The 17,349-nt window shown below is 72.4% G+C and carries 13 protein-coding genes; 2 read left to right on the forward strand and 11 right to left on the reverse strand.

Annotation, left to right across the window (positions count from 1 at the left end):
• Positions 1–10: 10 nt before the first annotated feature.
• Together Val02_RS04055 and Val02_RS04060 are read right to left on the reverse strand one after the other, a co-directional pair.
• Positions 11–1,870, reverse strand: coding sequence for a fibronectin type III domain-containing protein (locus tag Val02_RS04055; RefSeq protein ID WP_203897452.1), 1,860 nt, complete (start codon positions 1,868–1,870; stop codon positions 11–13).
• Between the two features lie 160 nt (positions 1,871–2,030).
• Entirely contained in the window at positions 2,031–3,794 is a 1,764-nt protein-coding gene (locus Val02_RS04060) for a phage tail protein (protein ID WP_203897453.1), read from the reverse strand.
• Between the two features lie 123 nt (positions 3,795–3,917).
• Here Val02_RS04060 and Val02_RS04065 point away from each other — a divergent pair, with 123 nt between their 5' ends.
• On the forward strand, positions 3,918–4,409 hold the full coding sequence (locus Val02_RS04065; protein ID WP_203897454.1) for a SigE family RNA polymerase sigma factor: 492 nt from the start codon (positions 3,918–3,920) through the stop codon (positions 4,407–4,409).
• Positions 4,410–4,422: 13 nt separating this feature from the next.
• Here the strand turns inward: Val02_RS04065 and Val02_RS04070 are convergent, their stop codons facing one another.
• The 9 genes from Val02_RS04070 to Val02_RS04110 all read right to left on the reverse strand — a co-directional run bounded on the left by Val02_RS04070 (position 4,423) and on the right by Val02_RS04110 (position 16,023).
• On the reverse strand, positions 4,423–6,297 hold the full coding sequence (locus tag Val02_RS04070) for a sensor histidine kinase (RefSeq protein WP_203897455.1): 1,875 nt from the start codon (positions 6,295–6,297) through the stop codon (positions 4,423–4,425).
• Complete coding sequence (locus tag Val02_RS04075; protein ID WP_203897456.1) at positions 6,287–6,976, reverse strand: response regulator; 690 nt, start codon at positions 6,974–6,976, stop codon at positions 6,287–6,289. Before Val02_RS04075 ends, Val02_RS04070 begins: the two co-directional genes overlap by 11 nt.
• 106 nt (positions 6,977–7,082) lie before the next feature.
• Positions 7,083–8,075: a hypothetical protein gene (locus Val02_RS04080; RefSeq protein ID WP_203897457.1), complete on the reverse strand. Its 993-nt coding sequence runs from the start codon at positions 8,073–8,075 to the stop codon at positions 7,083–7,085.
• Positions 8,076–8,103: 28 nt separating this feature from the next.
• Entirely contained in the window at positions 8,104–9,888 is a 1,785-nt protein-coding gene (locus Val02_RS04085) for a glycoside hydrolase family 76 protein (RefSeq protein WP_203897458.1), read from the reverse strand.
• Entirely contained in the window at positions 9,885–12,626 is a 2,742-nt protein-coding gene (locus Val02_RS04090) for an AbfB domain-containing protein (protein ID WP_203897459.1), read from the reverse strand. The genes Val02_RS04085 and Val02_RS04090 overlap by 4 nt, the downstream gene beginning before the upstream one ends.
• 115 nt (positions 12,627–12,741) lie before the next feature.
• On the reverse strand, positions 12,742–14,433 hold the full coding sequence (locus Val02_RS04095) for a WD40 repeat domain-containing protein (RefSeq protein WP_203897460.1): 1,692 nt from the start codon (positions 14,431–14,433) through the stop codon (positions 12,742–12,744).
• On the reverse strand, positions 14,430–14,975 hold the full coding sequence (locus Val02_RS04100; RefSeq protein WP_203897461.1) for a maleylpyruvate isomerase N-terminal domain-containing protein: 546 nt from the start codon (positions 14,973–14,975) through the stop codon (positions 14,430–14,432). Before Val02_RS04100 ends, Val02_RS04095 begins: the two co-directional genes overlap by 4 nt.
• A gap of 66 nt (positions 14,976–15,041) precedes the next feature.
• Entirely contained in the window at positions 15,042–15,524 is a 483-nt protein-coding gene (locus Val02_RS04105) for a hypothetical protein (RefSeq protein WP_203897462.1), read from the reverse strand.
• A 16-nt stretch (positions 15,525–15,540) separates the two neighbouring features.
• Positions 15,541–16,023, reverse strand: a complete 483-nt coding sequence (locus Val02_RS04110; RefSeq protein ID WP_203897463.1) for a pyridoxamine 5'-phosphate oxidase family protein — start codon at positions 16,021–16,023, stop codon at positions 15,541–15,543.
• An 89-nt stretch (positions 16,024–16,112) separates the two neighbouring features.
• Here Val02_RS04110 and Val02_RS04115 point away from each other — a divergent pair, with 89 nt between their 5' ends.
• A complete protein-coding gene (locus Val02_RS04115; RefSeq protein WP_203897464.1) occupies positions 16,113–17,345 on the forward strand; it encodes an MFS transporter in 1,233 nt (410 codons plus the stop codon).
• Positions 17,346–17,349: the final 4 nt, after the last annotated feature.

The raw sequence follows: 17,349 nt of genomic DNA on the forward strand, positions 1-17,349 counted from the left end.
TACCGTGCCGTCACTTCGTGCTCGCCCACTCGCCGACGGAGACCGTCATGTTGTCGTACGGGTCCATGCCCGAGTAGTGCAGCGCCGTCCAGTCCCGCTGGTTGTTCGCCAGCTGCCACTCCCACACGTGGAACCCGGCGTACTGGCCGGTCGGGATCTGTTCGGCGGCGCAGCCGGTGCCGTACAGCGCCTTGAGGTCGGCCACCTCCAGGACCGTCCTGCCGTCGACCGTCGCGACGAACGTGTTGCCGAACGCCCGCAGCGTCACCCGGTGCTGGGCGAGCGTGGTCGTCCCGGGCGGGGCGAACGCGCCGGCGAGCCGGGTCGCGCAGCCGGTGCGCCCGTCGCTGCGCGTGTTCGTCAGCGTGAACCCGGGCCCGGTCAGCGTCTGCCCGTCGACCGTGGTGGTGTAGGCCGGCTCGTAGCGCAGCACCAGGCCCTGGCCCCACCGGTCGCCGCGCAGGATCGCCCCGTAGCCGCGCTCCGCCGAGAACTTCGTGGTCCAGATGTCGTAGGCGAGGCCGTGGTCGGCGCTGCGCAGCGGCTCCGCCGTCACCCGCACCGAGCGGCCGGTCTGCTCGGCGTCCTCCCAGCTGCCGCCGCTCGCCAGGTCGTAGGCGCTCAGCGGCATGTCGCCGCCGATCTGCGCGGTCTCCCGGGACCACTCCTGCTCACCGGTCTCGCTGACCCCGCTGACCACGATCGTGTACAGGCCCTGCGGCACGTCGTACATCGAGATGGCGGTGGTGCCCGGTTCCAGCCACTGCTCGGCGGTGTACCCGTCGGCGCGGGAGATCCGCATGACCGTGTTCGGGTAGGCGGCCAGGTCGCCGCTGGCCAGGTCCAGTTCGGCCTGGATCCGGCCGAGCGTGTGGTTGACGGTGACCCGCTGCGCCTGCGACTCCTCCTGCGCGGGGGCGACGCGGGCCGTCGGACCGACGCCGCTCGCGTACCCGTCCGCGTAGACGGCGTTCACGGCGAACTCCGCGGAGCCGGTCGCCTCGGGCCACGACTCCGGCAGGTCGATCGCGGTGGAGGTGCCCGTGACGTCGACCTGGGTGGCGTCGGCCCACGACGCGTCGTACGCCACGTAGGCGCCGTCCGCGTAGCCGTACCGCACCGTGTAGTGCGCGATCGCGCCGTGCTCCGGGCTGACGCCGGCCTTCCAGTTCAGCAGGAACCGGCGCGGGTCGGCCGGGTCCCGCTTGGCGGTGAGGCCGGTCGGCTCCGCCACCGGGGTCGCGACGGCGGCCGGCACGACGGCCTGCGCCTGCGGGCCGCACGACTCGTAGCCGTTGCGCGCCGACATCCGCACGGTCAGCCGCGTGGTCGCCGGAACGTTCGGCAGGACGACGGAGTGCCCGCCGGGCCACAGGTGGGTGTTGTAGTTCTCGCCCCAGCCGTCGAGCGTGTAGCCGGTGATCGGGTGGTAGCCCTCGTCGCGCGGCGTCTCCCAGGTGACCGTGACGTCGCTGCCGTTGCGGGTGGCCTTCAGCCCCTCCACCGGCCCGGGGGCGACCGTGCCGAGCCAGACGCTCTTCGAGACGGTGCCCGCGCCGGCGGAGTCCCGCGCCGCCACATTGAACCGGTACCGCTTGCACCCGTCCGGCACCGCGAACGACATCGAGGTGGTGCCCGCCGGCACGACCGTCACGGTGTCCTTCTTGCCGTCGAAGAAGCTGACGTAGTACCGCGCCGCGCCCTCGACCGGCTGCCACGTGAGGTTCGCCGTGTTCAGGTCCGCGCCGCGGGTCACCTGCACGCCGCTCGGGGCGCCCGGGCCGGCCATCGCCACCCCCGCGCCCCACGCCAGCAGGGTCCCCCCGGCGGCCACCGCCACCAGCGGCTTCGCCGCGCGCTTCCAGTTCATCGTGTGCGTTCCTCCCCGGTCGCTGCCAGGTCGTTCACGTTGCCGGGCGGGGTTCAAGCGCGGCTCAAGGCCGGCTCCGGATCGGTTGTTCGCAGCCGGCGGGCGCGGACGCGTCGAAGGCCCTCCCCGGTGTGGGAAGGGCCTTCGACGCATGGAGCTGTCAGACGCCGGTGCCGATCGCGATGTTCGAGAACGGCTTCAGGTAGATGTCGTGCCACACGTGCACGGCCACCTTCTCGCCCCGGGGCGCGTCGCCGCCGCAGTTCGCGGCGTTCACGGCCTTGATGTCGGAGACCTGCAGGACGGTCTTGCCGTCGACGGTCGCGGTGAACGTGTTGCCGATCGCGCGCACCACCACCCGGTGCCGACCCGCGCCGAACGTGCCGGGCGGGGCGAAGGCGCCCGCGAGCTGCTTGCCGCACTCGGTGTTGTTGGTCAGCTTCACCAGGGAGAACCCGGGCCCGGTCAGCGCCTTGCCGTCGACCGTCTCGGTGTGGTTCGGCTCGTAGCGGAACACCAGGCCGCTCTGCTTGGTCGAGTACACGTCCGCCGTGGCGCGCACCATCGCCGCGTAGCTCTCGTTGGCCGCCGTGTCGATCGAGTACGCGAGGCTCTGGTCCTGGCTGCCGAGCGGCTTGTTCACCGCCATGATCGCGTTGCCGCTGGCGCCCTTCCAGGTGGTGCCGAGGTCGTCGAAGTCGGCGTCCGAGGCGAGGGTGTCGCCGCCGATCTGCACCGTCTCCCGCGACCACTCCTCCTCGCCCAGCTCGTTCGCGCCGCTGACCGTCACCGTGTAGACACCCTTGGGCACGTCGTACATCGCGATCGAACGGGTGCCCGGCTCCAGCCACTCCTCGCTGGTGTAGCCGTCGGCGCGGCTGACCCGCAGCACGGCGTTCGGGTAGGCGGCGTACTGGCCGGAGGCCAGCTCGAGGCGGGCGAAGATCCGGCCGAACGTGTGGCTGACCGTCACCTTCTGCGACGGCACGTAGGGCTTGCCGCCGAGGTTCGCCCACGCGTGGCCGCCGAACTGGCCGTCGGCGAACCACGCGACCACGGCGAAGGTCGCGCCGTCGGGGTCGTTCCACGTCTCCGGCAGGTCGACGGTGGTGCTGGTGCCCGTCAGGTCCACCGTCTTCCAGGTGGTCGAACCGTACAGGTACTTGAACGTGTAGTGGTGCACCGCGCCGTGCGAGGTGTTCTTCGGCGCCTGCCACGTGAGGGTCAGGTGCCGCGGGTCGGCCGGATCCCGGTTGACCTTGAACTGCCCCGGCTCGTCGGAGTCCGGGTCCTTGCTGACCTTGGACATCACGTGGGTCGAGGTGCAGCCGGCGAGGCTGTTGTACGGGCTCACCATGGCCAGCGCGTCCATGGTCGGGCTGACGTCGGTGAACGTCGTCGTCAGGCCGGTCACGGAGCGGCGCACGGTCTGGCCGTTGACGCTCAGCCCCACGTCGTAGTGGTCCACCGGGGCGTCACCCGCGTGCGCCGGCGGCTGCCAGGTGACCGTCACGGCGGTCGCGTCCGCGCTGCGGGTCACCTTGACGTTCGACGCCTCACCCGGGCCGGCGGTGTCCAGCCAGGTGCTCTTCGACGCGGTGCCCTTCCCGGAGGCGTCCCGGGACGCCACCTTGAACCGCCACCGCCCGCACAGTCCGGCGTCGTCGAACGCGAATGAGGTGGCGCCTCCGGCAATCACGGAGACCTTCTCGTGGCTGCCGTCGGAGACGCTGACGTGGTAGTTCGTCGCGCCCTCGACCGGAGCCCACGACACGGTCACCTTGGACGGGTCGTCGGCGTTCCGGGTCACCGTCACGCCGGTCGGCGCACCGGGACCGGCCATCGCCACGCCCGCGCCCCACACCAGCAGGGTCCCGCCCGCCGCCACCGCCACCAGTGGCCTGGCCGCCTGCTTCCACCTCATCGAGTTTCTGTCCTCTCACTGTCGGTCAACCTGATCGAGAGTGCCGGGCCAGATTCAAGAGCGGATCAAGGAAGGCTCCGGTCCTGACAACTTCTTCACATCCCCCGACCAGGATCTCGAGGTATGCCGGAGGAGTTCGTCGAGTACGTGCGGGGCCGTGCCCCCCGCCTGCGCCAGCGCGCCTACCTGATGTGCCGGGACCGGGCCTTCGCCCATGACCTCACCCAGGACACCCTGGCCAAGCTCTATGTCTCGTGGGAACGGGCCCGTGAGGCGGACAACCTCGACGCCTACGTCTCGCGGATCATGCTGCGCACGTTCCTCGACCACAAGCGTTCGCGCGCCGCGCGTGAGGTCGCCGTGGCGGAGATCTTCCCGCACGGGGAGCACCGGGACCCGTCCCCGGAGACCAGGCTCGCCCTGATGGCGGCGCTGCGGCGGCTCCCGACCCGCGACCGCGCCATCGTGGTGCTGCGCTACTGGGAGGATCACAGCGTCGAGTCGGTCGCCGCGATGCTGAACGTCTCCACGTCGATGGTGAAGACCCGCAGCATGCGCGCCCTGGCCCGGCTGCGTCAGCTGCTCGCCGCCGAGGCCACCGCGCTCGCCGCGTAGGTGTTGCTGTTCCCTAGCGGATGGCCGGGGCGCGGGTCGGGAAGCGCATCGTGAAGGTGGTGCCCCGGCCCGGCGCGCTCGTCACCGTGACGCTGCCGTTGTGGGCGTCCACGATCTGCTTCACGATCGCCAGGCCCAGGCCGCTGCCGCCGGTCTCCCGGGTGCGCGAGCGGTCGGCCCGCCAGAAGCGGTCGAACACGTGCGGCAGGTCCTCGGCGGCGATGCCGGTGCCGGTGTCGCTGACCTCCAGTTCGACGACGTCCTCGACCAGCCGGCCGTGGACCGTCACGCGGCCGCCGGGCGGGGTGTAGCGCACGGCGTTCGACACGAGGTTGCCGACGGCCTGGCGCAGCCGCACCGGATCGGCCGGCAGGCTCGGGTCGCCCGAGGTGCGGGTGGCCAGGGTGACGGCCGCGGCGTCGGCGTTCCCGCCGTGGGCGGTCACCACCTGGTCGAGCAGGTCCGCCACCCGCACCGGCTCGCGGTGCAGTCGCAGCCGGCCCGCGTCGGCCGCGGCGAGGTCCTGCAGGTCGTCGATCAGGTGCTGGAGCTGCAGCGCCTCGTTGAGCAGCGCGGCGGTCAGCGCCGGGTCGGACAGCGGCGTCGCGAGGCCGTCCTCGGCCGCCTCCAGCCAGCTGCGAATGTTGGTCAGCGGGGTGCGCAGCTCGTGGGCGACGTCGCGGACCAGGTCCTTTCGTTGGGCGTCGGCGCGCTCACGCCGTTCCGACAAGTCATTGAGGGCCGCGGCCAGCACCCCGATCTCACCCCGGTCGCCGACGCGGGCCGGGCCTCCCGAAGGGTCCTGGGCGGCCTCGGTCAACGCCCGCAGCGGACGGATCAGCCGGGCCGCGACGAGCGCCGTGATCGCGATCGTGATCGTCAGGACGAGCGCGGTCACCCCGGCGATGCGCAGCAGGTTCTCCCGCGACAGGTTGAACCGCGTCGTGGAGATGCCGCCCGGGCTCATCACGAACAGCAGCGCCGGCGGCGCCACGTAGGGCCGCAGCTGCTCGCGGTAGCTGGAGTCGACACAGTTCTGCGCGGTGACCCGCTGGTTCTCCGGGAACATGTCGCTGATGTCCCGTTCGGTCGGCGAGCGGAGGTAGAACTTCTGCGCCGGGATGCCCTGGCGGGACAGGCACGCGAGCGAGGAACGGTTCAACACGTCCAGCGCCCGCAGCTCGGTCGGCATCAGCTCGTCCAGGTATCCGTCCGGACCCAGGTCGGCCGCCTCACCCGGCTTGACCGGTCGGGCGCCACCGGCCGGGCCGCCGCACTCCTGCCGGATGACCTCCTTCTCCTTGGCGTCGTCCAGGCCGGCGTAGTTCGGGGAGGTGATCTCCACCTTCTGCCGGCCGTTCGGCTGCTCCACCGCGCGCGCATCAAAGCCCGACCTGGTCAGGCAGGTGAGGATCCGGTCGGCCATCGTCTTCTGGTCCGCCCGTTCCTGATCGGTCAGCCGGTAGGGGCCGACGGCCCGCCGGTCGATCCGGTCCGACGCCGAGTTCGGTGACAGCAGGGAGTCGGTGTTGAGGGGGTTCAGGGTGGCCGACTCGCGCTCGGGCAGGTCGGCGGCCGGCGAGGAGACCGCGATCGGGGTGCGCCCCTCGAGGGTGGTGATCACGATCTGGCGGCCGGTGCGCTGCGAGAGGTCGGCGACGAGTTCGCTCACGCCGTCCCAGGTCGGGTGCAGGGCCGCGAACCCGACGAGGGCGTCGTAGATCGCCGCGTCGTCGGTGAGCGCCTGCCCCTGCGCCTGCTGGAACGCCCGCGTGGTGCTCTGCACCGCCAGCCAGGCCGTGGCCGCCGTCGAACAGACCACGATGAGGATCGAGGTCGCGATCAGCCGCAGCAGGAGGCTGCGCCGCAGGGGGACCCTATCCGCCATGGATCTTGTATCCCACGCCGAACACCGTCCGGATGTACTCCGGTCGGGCCGGATCGGCCTCGATCTTCTTGCGCAGGTTGCGCACGTGCACGTCGACGGTGCGTTCCGTGGTGGCCCGGTCGATCACGCTGGTGCGCACCAGCAACTGCTGGCGGGTGAAGACGCGGCCCGGCCGGGCCACCATGGCGGCCAGGATCTCGAACTCGCCCGGCGTGCACTCCACGGGGCGGCCGTCGACGCGGACCTCGCGGCGTTCGACGTCGACGGCCAGGCCGCCGGCGCGCAGCAGTTGCCGTTCCTCCTGGGCGGGTGCCGGTCGGCCGGCGCGCCGCAGCAGGGTGCGCACGCGCGCCACGAGCTCCCGCGGGCTGTACGGCTTGGTCAGGTAGTCGTCGGCGCCGGTCTCCAACCCGATGAGCAGGTCGTCCTCGGTCGAACGGGCGGTCAGCATGAGCACCGGCACGTCCGACTCGCGGCGCAGCACCCGGCAGACCTCCAGGCCGTCGGTGTGCGGCATCATCACGTCGAGCACGACGAGATCCGGCCGTTCCCGGCGGACGGTGTCGATCGCGGCGCGTCCGTCCCGGACGACCGTCGTCGTGTGGCCGTCCTGCTCCAGATAGCGGCGGATCACCTCGGCCTGCATGGCGTTGTCCTCGGCCACCAGCACGAAGGGCATGGCGTGCACCGTAAACCCGCTCGCGAATCTTGACAAACCTCGCCCTCTTCACCACTTCCTGACATCCCCGTGCCGGCCGCCCGGGCGCCCGATCAAGATCACCCGCCTACGGCCCGAACGGGTCCCAGTGCGCCGCGGTGCGCAGCAACGACAGCGCCGCCTCCGGATGAGCGGCGGCCCACCGGTCGTCGAAGAGGAACCACTGGTCGAAGCCGAAGAAGTCGTCGATGTACCGGGCGACCTGCGCGATGTGTGGATCCACCCGCACCAGGGACCGGGTGGGCGGCTCCGGATCGGGCCGCAGGTCGAAGAGCGCCGCCTGCTCGGGTCGCGGCAGGAGGACCGGCGGCACGAGTTCCGCGGACGGGTCGTAGCCGTCCAGCCGGGAGTAGCGGTGCAGCGCCGGCCCGGGGTCGTTCTCGCCGGGCGCCACGAGGGCCCGGAGCAGCCGCGCCTCGTCCGGCAGGGCCTCGGCCCGCGCGTCGTCGAGGTCGCGCAGCGTCGCGCCGAGGTTCGGCAGACTCACGCCGGGGAACGCGACCGCGCCGGCCACGTCCAGGTTGGAGCCCTCGGGCGTCGGGTCCCAGCCGATGCGCACGGACCAGACGCAGTGCGCGGCCGGCGGGGCGATCCGCACGGTGCGCACCGGCACGTCGGGCACGAACGCGTCGCCGTCGCCGGCGGAGAAGGGCAGCGGCCACGCGTCGTTCAGCAGGTACGCGAGCCGGTCGGGCGACGCCGCCACGGCCACGTCGTCGAGCAGGTAGTAGGCGAGGTCGACCTCGTCGTCGTCGGTGCGCACCCGCAGGGTGTGTTCGTCCAGCCGAACGTTGACGGTGACGTCGTCGCCCTCGACGTACAGGTGCTCGTACAGCAGCGCGCGCAGTTCGTCGACGGTCGCGGGCTTCGGCAGGTCGTGCTCGTGCACCGCCTCGAAGATCGACTCCAGCCCGTAGGCGTCGATGTCCTGATCGGCGAGCCACTTCTCCGGATCCTCACCCCAGCCCCGACGGAACCAGTCGAGGACGGTCGCGTCGGGGAGGGTGACGATCGACTTGCTGAACGGCCCGAAGTCCCGCCAGCGGCACACGTAATACACGCGGCCACTCTAGGGCGCGTCTCCTGCCCTAGACCGCCAACAGTGCCGCCAGGCCGGTCGCCTGGGTGCGCCAGTCGCGCGGGTTCGTGGCGCTGCCGCCGCTCCAGCGCAGCCCGATGCGGTTGAGGGGGTCCCGATCGGCCGCCCAGAGCGTGTCCGCCTGCGTGCGGGCATAAGCGCGGTACCGGGCGTCGCCGGTCGTGTCGGCCAGGTCGTCGAGGTAGCGCATGAACACCCCCTTGAACTGCTTCTGGTTGTCGTCGCAGGTGCCGGCCGGATCGCAGGACTCGGTCAGCACGCCGTTCCTGGTCAGGACCGTGGAGGCCAGCGCGGCGTCGGCCAGACGGCGGGCCCTGGCCAGCAGGTTCGGGTCGCCGGAGGCGCGGTACAGCTCCAGCGCGCCGCCGATCGCCAGGCCCTGGTTGTACGTCCAGACCGTCTGGCCGTTGTTGGCGCAGCCGCCGGTGAGGCCGTCGTTGACCAGACCGGCGCCGTTGATCAGGCCGCTGCCGTCGAACCAGCGCCAGCCCGCGTTCGCGCGGGAGAGCCAGGTGCTGTCGCCGGGCAGGCGGTTGTGCAGGGCCGCCGTCAGGCGGATGTACAGGCCGACGGTGACGGCGTTCTTGTAGGTGCGTTCGCGGTTCCACCAGACGCCGCCGCCGCACGTGCCGGTGTCCCAGAAGCCGTGCACGTACGTGGCGATCGTCGCCGCCATGTCCAGGTAGCGCCGCTCACCCGTCAGGTCGAACGCCGCCACCCAGGCGATGCCCCACCAGGCCGCGTCGTCGATCGCGCGGCTGATGAAGTTCCCCTCGATGGGATCGCTGCTCTTGATCCCGGCGGGGAAGGTGCCCTTGTTGACGTCGAACGTCCGCTCGACCAGCCACCGCAGGTCCGAACGCCCGGCCCGGCGCTGCCAGTCGATGACGGTCGTGAGCGTGGCGGCGGTGTTCCACCAGCTCGACGGCCACCAGGCGGTGTCGGCGCGGTACGCGTACAGCAGGGCGTCGGCGGCGGCGTTCGCCCGGTCGAGCGGCGGGCGGGCCCAGGCGGTGCAGGAGCCGTCGTTGCCGTCGACGCCCTTCCCGCATGCCCGGACGGCCCCGCCGTACAGCAGCGAACGCGGATCGCGCGTCTGGAACAGCGCGGTCCGGCCGGTGGTGGTGCGCCCCAGCGACGAGCCGCCCGGCCAGGAGGCGCCCTCGTCCCAGGAACGGTCCAGCCACACCTCGTCGCCGGCGACGCCGTTCGTGAGCGTTCCCCAGGCGAGGCCCCGGCTGTCGACGTGCAGCGCGATGCGGCGCCCGCGCAACGTCGTCTCCGGCACCGGCTGCACGTCGCCGGCGGCACCCGACGCGGCGGCCCGGTCGCACACGCCGCCGTCGCAGACCGACGGGTACACCCACTGCGTGCAGGCGACCCCGCCGGCGTCGCCGCAGGCGCGCACGATGCCGCGCCGGTGGTTCACCGGGTCGGCGACGTTGTACATGAGCGTGCGCGTGCCGGTCCACGTCGACGGGATGCTGGCCCGGCCGAGCAGCCCGTCCCAGGTGGCGCCGCCGTCCCAGGAACGGTCGAGCCACACCGCGTTGCCGGTGGTGCCGTTGTCGATGCTGCCCCACGCCATGCCGTCGGTGTCGGAGACGTGCAGCACGAGGCGGCGCCCGTTGAGGTTGACCTCCGGGACGGGAAAGATTTCCTGTCGGGCCCGCGACGGGTCCAGCGTGTCGCAGAACTGCGCGCAGACCGTGGCGGCCGACACCGCCGGCACCTGCGCGGGTGCCAGCAGCGCCAGCAGGATCAGCAGCCTCACGTCGGGGTGCCGTTCACCCAGGCGGTGGTGACCCGCCACGTGACGTCGGCGTCGAAGCTGCCCGGGTTGTCCCAGGTGTTCCCGCCGCCGTTCGTCGCGATGTACACCAGCTCGGCGTAGTGCCGGATGAAGTAGCCCGGATAGTTGAGCGACTCCAACGCCGCGTTGCCGCCCGTGCCGCCGCGCGGCGGCTGCGCGCAGAACGTGGCGTCCTGGGCGAACAGCGCCGAGTTGTCGTTGGTGTTGCGCACCAGCCGATAGCCGCTGTGCCGCAGGAACTGGCCCTGGTAGTTCACCGACTCCAGGGAGAAGCAGCTGCTGTCGGCGAGGCCCGGGCGCAGCGTGAAGCTGGCGTCCTGCTTCGTCACGGTGGTGCTCGAGGCGGTCACCACGTCCGTGCGGGCGGCGCCGTCGAAGTGGCGCAGCCACCGGTCGGTGTAGCCGGACGTCGTGACGCGCAACGAACTCACCTGTCCCTGCGGCAGGTCGGCGCCGCTGCGCCACCAGGGCGGGCTGACCGTCCACGTGGCGTCGTCGTTGTACGAACCCGTGCCGGGCGGGTCCATCCACACCTCCCCGCCCCGGTGCCGCAGGAACGAACCGGGCAGGCTCGGCGACTCGAACGACGTCGCCCCGCCGGAGCGGCCGGGCCGGGCGCAGAACGTCGCGTCGGCCCGGTAGGTGCCTCCGGTGTCGGCCTCCTTGTACACCCGGTTCCCGCGATGGCGCAGGTACTGGCCGGGGAAGTTGCGCGACTCGAACGAGTAGCAGTTCGCGTCGGACAGCCCCGGGCGCACCCAGAACGTGGCGTCCTGCTTCAGGGTCTGGCCGCTGGAGCCGTTGACGACCTCGGTGTTGACCACGCCGTTGATGTGCCGCAGCGAACGGTCCTGGTAGCCGGGCGTGGTGACCTTCAGCGACACCAGCCGGTTCAGCGGCAGCACGGTGCCGGACGCGGCGGCGATGACCCGCAGGTTGACCGCCCGCACGCGGGCGAAGTCCATCTTGCGCACCTGCCGGTCGTAGGTGAAGAAGCCGTTGATCTCGTCCTCGACGTCGGTCGGCTCCGTGTAGATCGAACCCGAGACGCCGCTGCCGTTCTGCAGGTCGACGAGCTTCTCGGTGATCTGCACGTACCGGGCGGTCAGCGCGTCGACGGTGGGCAGCATCTCGTAGGCGAACGTGTTGCCCGGGTTCCACTCGTGGCCCGTGACGTGCAGGCCGAGGCCGCCGTACTCGCCCTGGACCAGGATCCGGGTGCTGCTGGGCTGGCGGGCGACGTTCGGGCCGACGTACCAGTGGTCGTCGATCACGTCGCCGTTGCCCGGGTCCGGGTCGGAGTCGCAGCAGTTGGAACCGCTGTTGTGGTTGACCAGCCGGGTCGGGTCGAGGCTCTTCACCAGGTCGGCGATGCGGCCGGCGTCGTACTCGCCCCAGCCCTCGTTGAACGGCACCCACTGCACGATCGACGTGATGCCGCGCAGGTTCTCGACCATGCGGCGCAGCTCGACCTCGAAGCGCTGTCTGCCCACTGTGGACGGTTCGCGGCCGCTGGCCAGGGCCGGCATGTCCTGCCACACCATGAGTCCGAGCCGGTCGGCGTGGTAGAACCAGCGCGCCGGCTCGACCTTGATGTGCTTGCGCACGGTGTTGAAGCCGAGCGCCTTCTGCTGCTCCAGGTCGAAGCGCAGCGCCTCGTCGGTCGGCGCGGTGTACAGCCCGTCCGGCCAGTAGCCCTGGTCGAGGGTGCCGAGCTGGTAGACGAACTTGCCGTTCAGCGTGGGGCGCAGGACGCCGCCGAGCATCGCCTTGCCGACCGAGCGCATCCCGAAGTAGCCGCCCACGGAGTCGCCGCCGCTGAGCGTGACGCGCAGGTCGTACAGGTACGGGTCGTCCGGGGTCCAGAGGCGGGCGTTCGGGACGGGCACCCGCAGGAGCGAGCCCACGGTGCCGGTGGCCGTCGCGACGAGGGCGCCGCCGCTGTAGACCTGCGCGGTGACGCCCTGCCCGGCGGTGCCCTGCACGGTCAGGTCGAGCGCGCCGGCGGCGAGGTTGGGGACCGTGTCGAGGCGGGTCACCCGCGCGGCCGGGGTCGGCTCGAGCCAGACCGTCTGCCAGATGCCCGACGACGGCGTGTACCAGATGCCGCCGGGGGCGAGCCGCTGCTTGCCGACCGGGATCTCCTGGGCGTTGACCGGCGCCCACACGCCGACGATGATCTCGTTGCTCCCGGTCCGCAGTGCGCCGGTGATGTCGTAGGTGAACGGGTCGTAGCCGCCGTCGTGGGTGCCGAGCAGCGTGCCGTTGATCCATACCTTGGAACGCCACATGACGGCGCCGAAGTTCAGCTGGATGCGCTGACCCGACCAGTCGGCCGGGACGGTGAAGGTGCGCCGCGAGTACGAGTAGTCCTGGTGGCGCATGATGCCGGACAGCGCCGACTCGATCGGGTAGGGGACGAGGATCTCCTCGCCGAGGTTCTGGCCCACGGGCGGGTTGTCGATGTTCGTGGCGCCAGCGAACTGCCACGTGCCGTTGAGGCTCAGCCAGCGGTCCCGGGTGAGCTGCGGGCGCGGGTACTCGGGGAGCGGGTTGGTCGTGGAGACCTGTCCGGTCCACGGGGTGGCCAGACGCGGCGGCTTGGGGGCGGCGACGGCGGGCGTGCTCGCGACGAGGGTCCCGGCGAGAAGGGCGGTGACGGCGATCCAGACGGAGGTGCGACGGCGTGACGCGGCCATGGGCGTGACCTCTCACAAGGTCGGGGACCGCGGGAGGACGGGCCGGTCGACTCTTCAGAAGATTGACGACGACCAATGTCGTTGGGAAAACGTTATCCGATCTCGAAACCGGCCGTCAATCGACGTCGCGCCACTCCACCAGCAACCCGTCCAGGGTCCCGATGACCAGCCCGCCGACTGCGGTCAGCGCCAGGGAGAGCGGTATCCGGGACAGCCCGCCCGCCTCCACCTCGCGGCGCCGGTGGAGCCGCCCGGTGACCGCGTCGAGCACCGCGACGTCGCCGTTGTTGAACGCCACGAAGACCCGCCGCCCGTCCGACTCCACCGCCGTCACCGGATGATCCGCGCGGTGCACCCACGACACCGTCCCCGACGGGTACGCCCGCCGCACCACGAACACGCACCCGGTGCGCAGCGCGAATCCACAGTGGACGGCGCCGGCCTGCACCACCGCCGGCCCGCCCGCGTCGGTCAGGAACACGGCCGGCCCGCCCCCGGGAACGCCGTCGCGTTCGGTGCCCCAGTCGAGCGGGAACACCGGCCGCACGCTCCCGTCCGGCACGTCGACGGCGACCACGCACCGCTGGCCGTCGACCTCGTCGACGCAGAGCAGCTCGGGGGAGTGCCGCACGTCGAAGTAGAGGCCCGGCCCGCGCAGGTCCACAGTGGACACCGCCGTCCCGTCCGGCCGGTACAGCACCGACCCGGAACGCCCGCGCAGCACGAACCACCCGTCGCTGCGCGACACCAGCACGGCCGCCCCGTCGGACGGAAGCTCCGCCCGCGGCAACCCGGTCCCGACATCCAACAGGGATACCACGGCCGCCCCCGCCTCCCCGGCCGGATCCGCCGCGCCGCGCGCCGACGGCGCCCCGCCGCCGAAGAGAGCGGCCGCCGCGCCGCCGGCCGAGCCGTCCGCCCCGGCGCCGTACAGGGCCGCCGCGTCGTCGACGGCTCCCGGCACCGTCACCACCGACGAGCCGGCGACCGCCAACTGGCACCCCGCGCCGATCACCGGCACGGACCAGTCCGGCGATGGCCCGGCAGACCAGCACTCCGCCCGCACCCCCGGCCCGTCGGCGGACAGCCCCGCGAGCGCGGCGAGAACCCGCCCGTCCGGCAGGGCACGCAACGCCCACACGGCACCCCGCCCGACCCGGTGTGTCCCGCGCGACGTGCACAACCCGTCCACGATCAGCGCCGCGTCGCCGGCTTCGGCGTTGCCGGACGGCACGGGCGCGGCCGGCTCCGGCCGCCGGCACAGGGCGCCGACGCGCACCATCCCGGGCTGCGCCCGCCGCCAGTCGGAGCGCCGAACCGCCACGGTGAAGCGCGCCGCGCCCTCCCGTTCGGCCTCGCCGTCGTTGCGCGTCGACAGGATCAGGTCGAGGGTCTCGCCGTCGGGCCGCCACGCGACCCGGTGCACCCAGCGCAACTCGTCCAGGACGGAGACGACGTCGCCGGTGCGCACGTCGAGCAGGAGCAACTCGCCGTCGGAACGCCATCCGCCGTCGTAGGTGCCGGTGCCGACGGCCACCAGCGGCAGCGTCGGGTGGAACGCGATCGAGGACGGCTCCCAGGACGAGGTGACCAGGTGCGCGCAGGACAGGTCGGCCGTGCGGTACACCCCGATCGGGTACCAGCCGCGGTGGGGCTCCGGGCGTTCCCCCACATCGAAGCCGTGCCAGCGGGGAGCCGACGGCGCGCCACCCACGGCGACCAACGTCCCGTCGGGCGAGACTTGGACGGCCACCGGCCGGCCGACCGCGGCGAACGGTCCGTCGCCGCGCACGCGCGCCGCGCTCACCCGACCCGGGTGACGGCGGTCAGCAGGCCGCCCAGCCGGTCGAGCAGCGCGCCGTCGCCGCGAGCGGTCACCTCTCCCGCGAAGCCGCGGTTCCACAGCCGGCGCAGCAGGGGGTCGGGCACCCCGTGGACCACCGCGTCCGGGGTCCCGCCGCCGGCCGGCCCGACCCGCACGCCGTCGATGCGGTGCATCGCCGTCTCGTGCGCCATCCGCCGGATCCAGAAGCCGACCGTGTCGGGTTGCCCGCCGCACGACTCCGCCGGGTCGCCGCCCTTCAGCCGGCGGAGCAGCTCGGCATGGCCGCGGTCCAGCGCGGCGATCGGATCCTCTGCCGACAGATCTTCCGGGGGAACGTCCTGCGGCAACCGCAGCCGTCGGGACGCCACGTTGAGGTACGCGTGGGCGACGTGGCGCACGAGGTCGTCGAGTGTCCACTCGGGACACGTCGGCACCTGGACGGCCCGGCCGTCCACCTCGGCCGCGAGCGCGCGGATCAGCGCGACGTCGGCGGCGAGATGGGTGAGGTAGCGGTCCGGTTCCATGCGTTCCACCCAACCACAGCGAAACGCGGATCAAACCGCCGTGGAACCTAGTTGACTGAACGCGAGTCAGTCCTCGGCTTGCGGGGCGGCGGGCGCCATCGCGATCCACCACGCGGACTGCACGCCGAGGAAGACCAGCAGGCACAGCAGGATCGCCTCGATCTGCAGCGACGTGAACGTCGGCTTCGCCGCCTCGGTGGCGCCCGGGACCGCCGCGACGACCGCCACCGCCAGGTACAGCGGCACCGCCCCGAACCGCAGCAGCGCGGCCGCCGCGCGGGCCGCACCCGCCACCTCGTGGGACATCAGCAGCACGGCCGCCGCCCCGGCCACGCCCGCCAGCGTGAACGCCGAACGCCACAACAGCGGCGCGTCGGGCGCCACCTGCGACAGCAGCGAAACGGTGCCCGGGATGACGAACTGCAGCGACACCACGTAGGCGAGCCGGCTGGAACGCAGCTCCACCCGATCGTTGACGGCCACCCACCACAGGCCCAGCAACGTGAAGTTGACTCCGGAGACAACGGCGTAGAACGCGCTCAGATCCACGCCGTGGAGGATAGGGTCACGCGGCCGTGTGGGCGTCGACCGGCACTCGGGGGTTCGGGTCGAACCTCTGCTCGTCGAAGAGGATCCAGCTCGTCACGTCGATCTGGTACACGCGGTGGTGCGCCTCGCCGGAGAGCATGCGCGCCGGGTCGATCGCCCGGGTCGCGCGCGGCCACCGCGACGTGTACGCCGCGATCTGCTCCTCGATGCCGGTGATCGGCAGCTCACGCGCGTTGCCCTGGAACGTCACGCCGGTGACGTCCTGTCCGAGCTCCTCCAACTCGATCGCCAGAACGGCCCCGGCGACGCGCGGCTCGGAGCGCAGGTTGGCGCAGTGCACACGGGAAGGGCGGGAGATGAACCACAGCCGGTCCGGGTCGAACGCGCTCGCGAACCAGAGGTTGCACACGTACGGGGCGCCGTCCTCGCCGACGGTCGCCAGTTGCAGCACCTTTCCGGTCGCTACGTACTCCTCGAGGACCTTCCGGGCATCTGTCATCGATCATCCTTCCCGCTCGTGGCGGTCACGATCGTAACCCGGCGTCACAGCGGTACGACATAGTGAAGTTGCGTTGCTACAGTCCCACCGTGGACAAGATCAACGGCCGCCGGCGCTGGGCCGCGCTGCTCTCGTTGGCCCTCGGCGGAGTGGCGATCGGGCTCACCGAGTTCGTGCCCTCGGGGCTGCTGCCGGAGATCGCGCACGACGTTCTCGGCGACGAGTACGCGCGCTCGCGGCCGGACGCGGTGGCGCACGCCGGCTGGATGATCACCGCCTACGCGCTGGGCGTCGTCGTCGGCGCGCCGCTGATCGCCGCGCTGACCGCCCGGCTGCCGCGCCGGCGGCTCGTGCTGTGGCTGCTGATCGGGTTCGTGCTCGGGACGCTCGCCTCCGCGCTGGCGCCGACGTTCGGCACGGTGCTGGTGGCCCGCTTCGCCGCCGGCCTGCCGCACGGCGCGTACTTCGGCGCGGCCGGGCTGCTCGCCGCGGCGCTCATGGGGCCGGGCAGCGAGGCGCGCGGGTTCGCGGTCGTGCTGGGCGGGCTCACCGCCTCCAACGTGGCCGGCGTCCCGCTGGTCACCTGGCTCGGGCAGACGGTCGGCTGGCGGATCGCGTACCTCGCCGTCGCCGCCGTGTTCGGGCTCGCGCTGCTGGCCGTGGCGGTGAGCGTGCCGGAGGCGCCGGCCGCGCCGGGCGGTTCACCCGCGGCCGAACTGCGTGCCCTGCGCCGGCCCCAGGTGTGGCTCGTCGCCGTCACCGCCGCGGTCGGCTTCGCCGGCTTCTTCGCGATCAGCAGCTACATCGCGCCGGTGACCACTGAGGTGGCCGGCCTGCCGTCGGGTGTCGTGGCGTGGGTGCTGGTCGCCGTCGGTCTCGGCATGACCGTGGGCAACGCGCTCGGCGGCTGGTTCGCCGACCGCGACCTGCGCCGCGCCACGCTGCTCGGCTTCACCGGCATGATCGTCGCGGCGGCGTTCTTCGCGCTCGCGGCGGGCCACCCCGTGGGGCTGTTCCTCGGCGCGTTCCTGACCGGCGCGACCAGTCTCTTCCTCGGCCCGGCCCTGCAGTCCCGGCTGATCGCGGTGGCCCCCGGCGCGCAGCTCATGGGCGCCGCCGTCAACCAGTCCGCGATGAACTGCGCCAACAGCCTCGGCGCCGCGGTGGGCAGCGTGGTGATCGCCGCCGGACTCGGCTACCGCGCGCCGGCCTGGGTGGGCGCCGCCCTCGCCGCCGTGGGGCTGGCCCTCGCCGCCACCGGCTACGCGCTCGAGCGTCGTGTGCGCGAATACGCCCCCGTCGCTGCGGCCGACGTTCGATGATCGG

Origin of the sequence: Virgisporangium aliadipatigenens, assembly GCF_016863615.1 — a bacterium.
In the GTDB taxonomy this organism is placed as follows: Bacteria; Actinomycetota; Actinomycetes; order Mycobacteriales; family Micromonosporaceae; genus Virgisporangium; species Virgisporangium aliadipatigenens.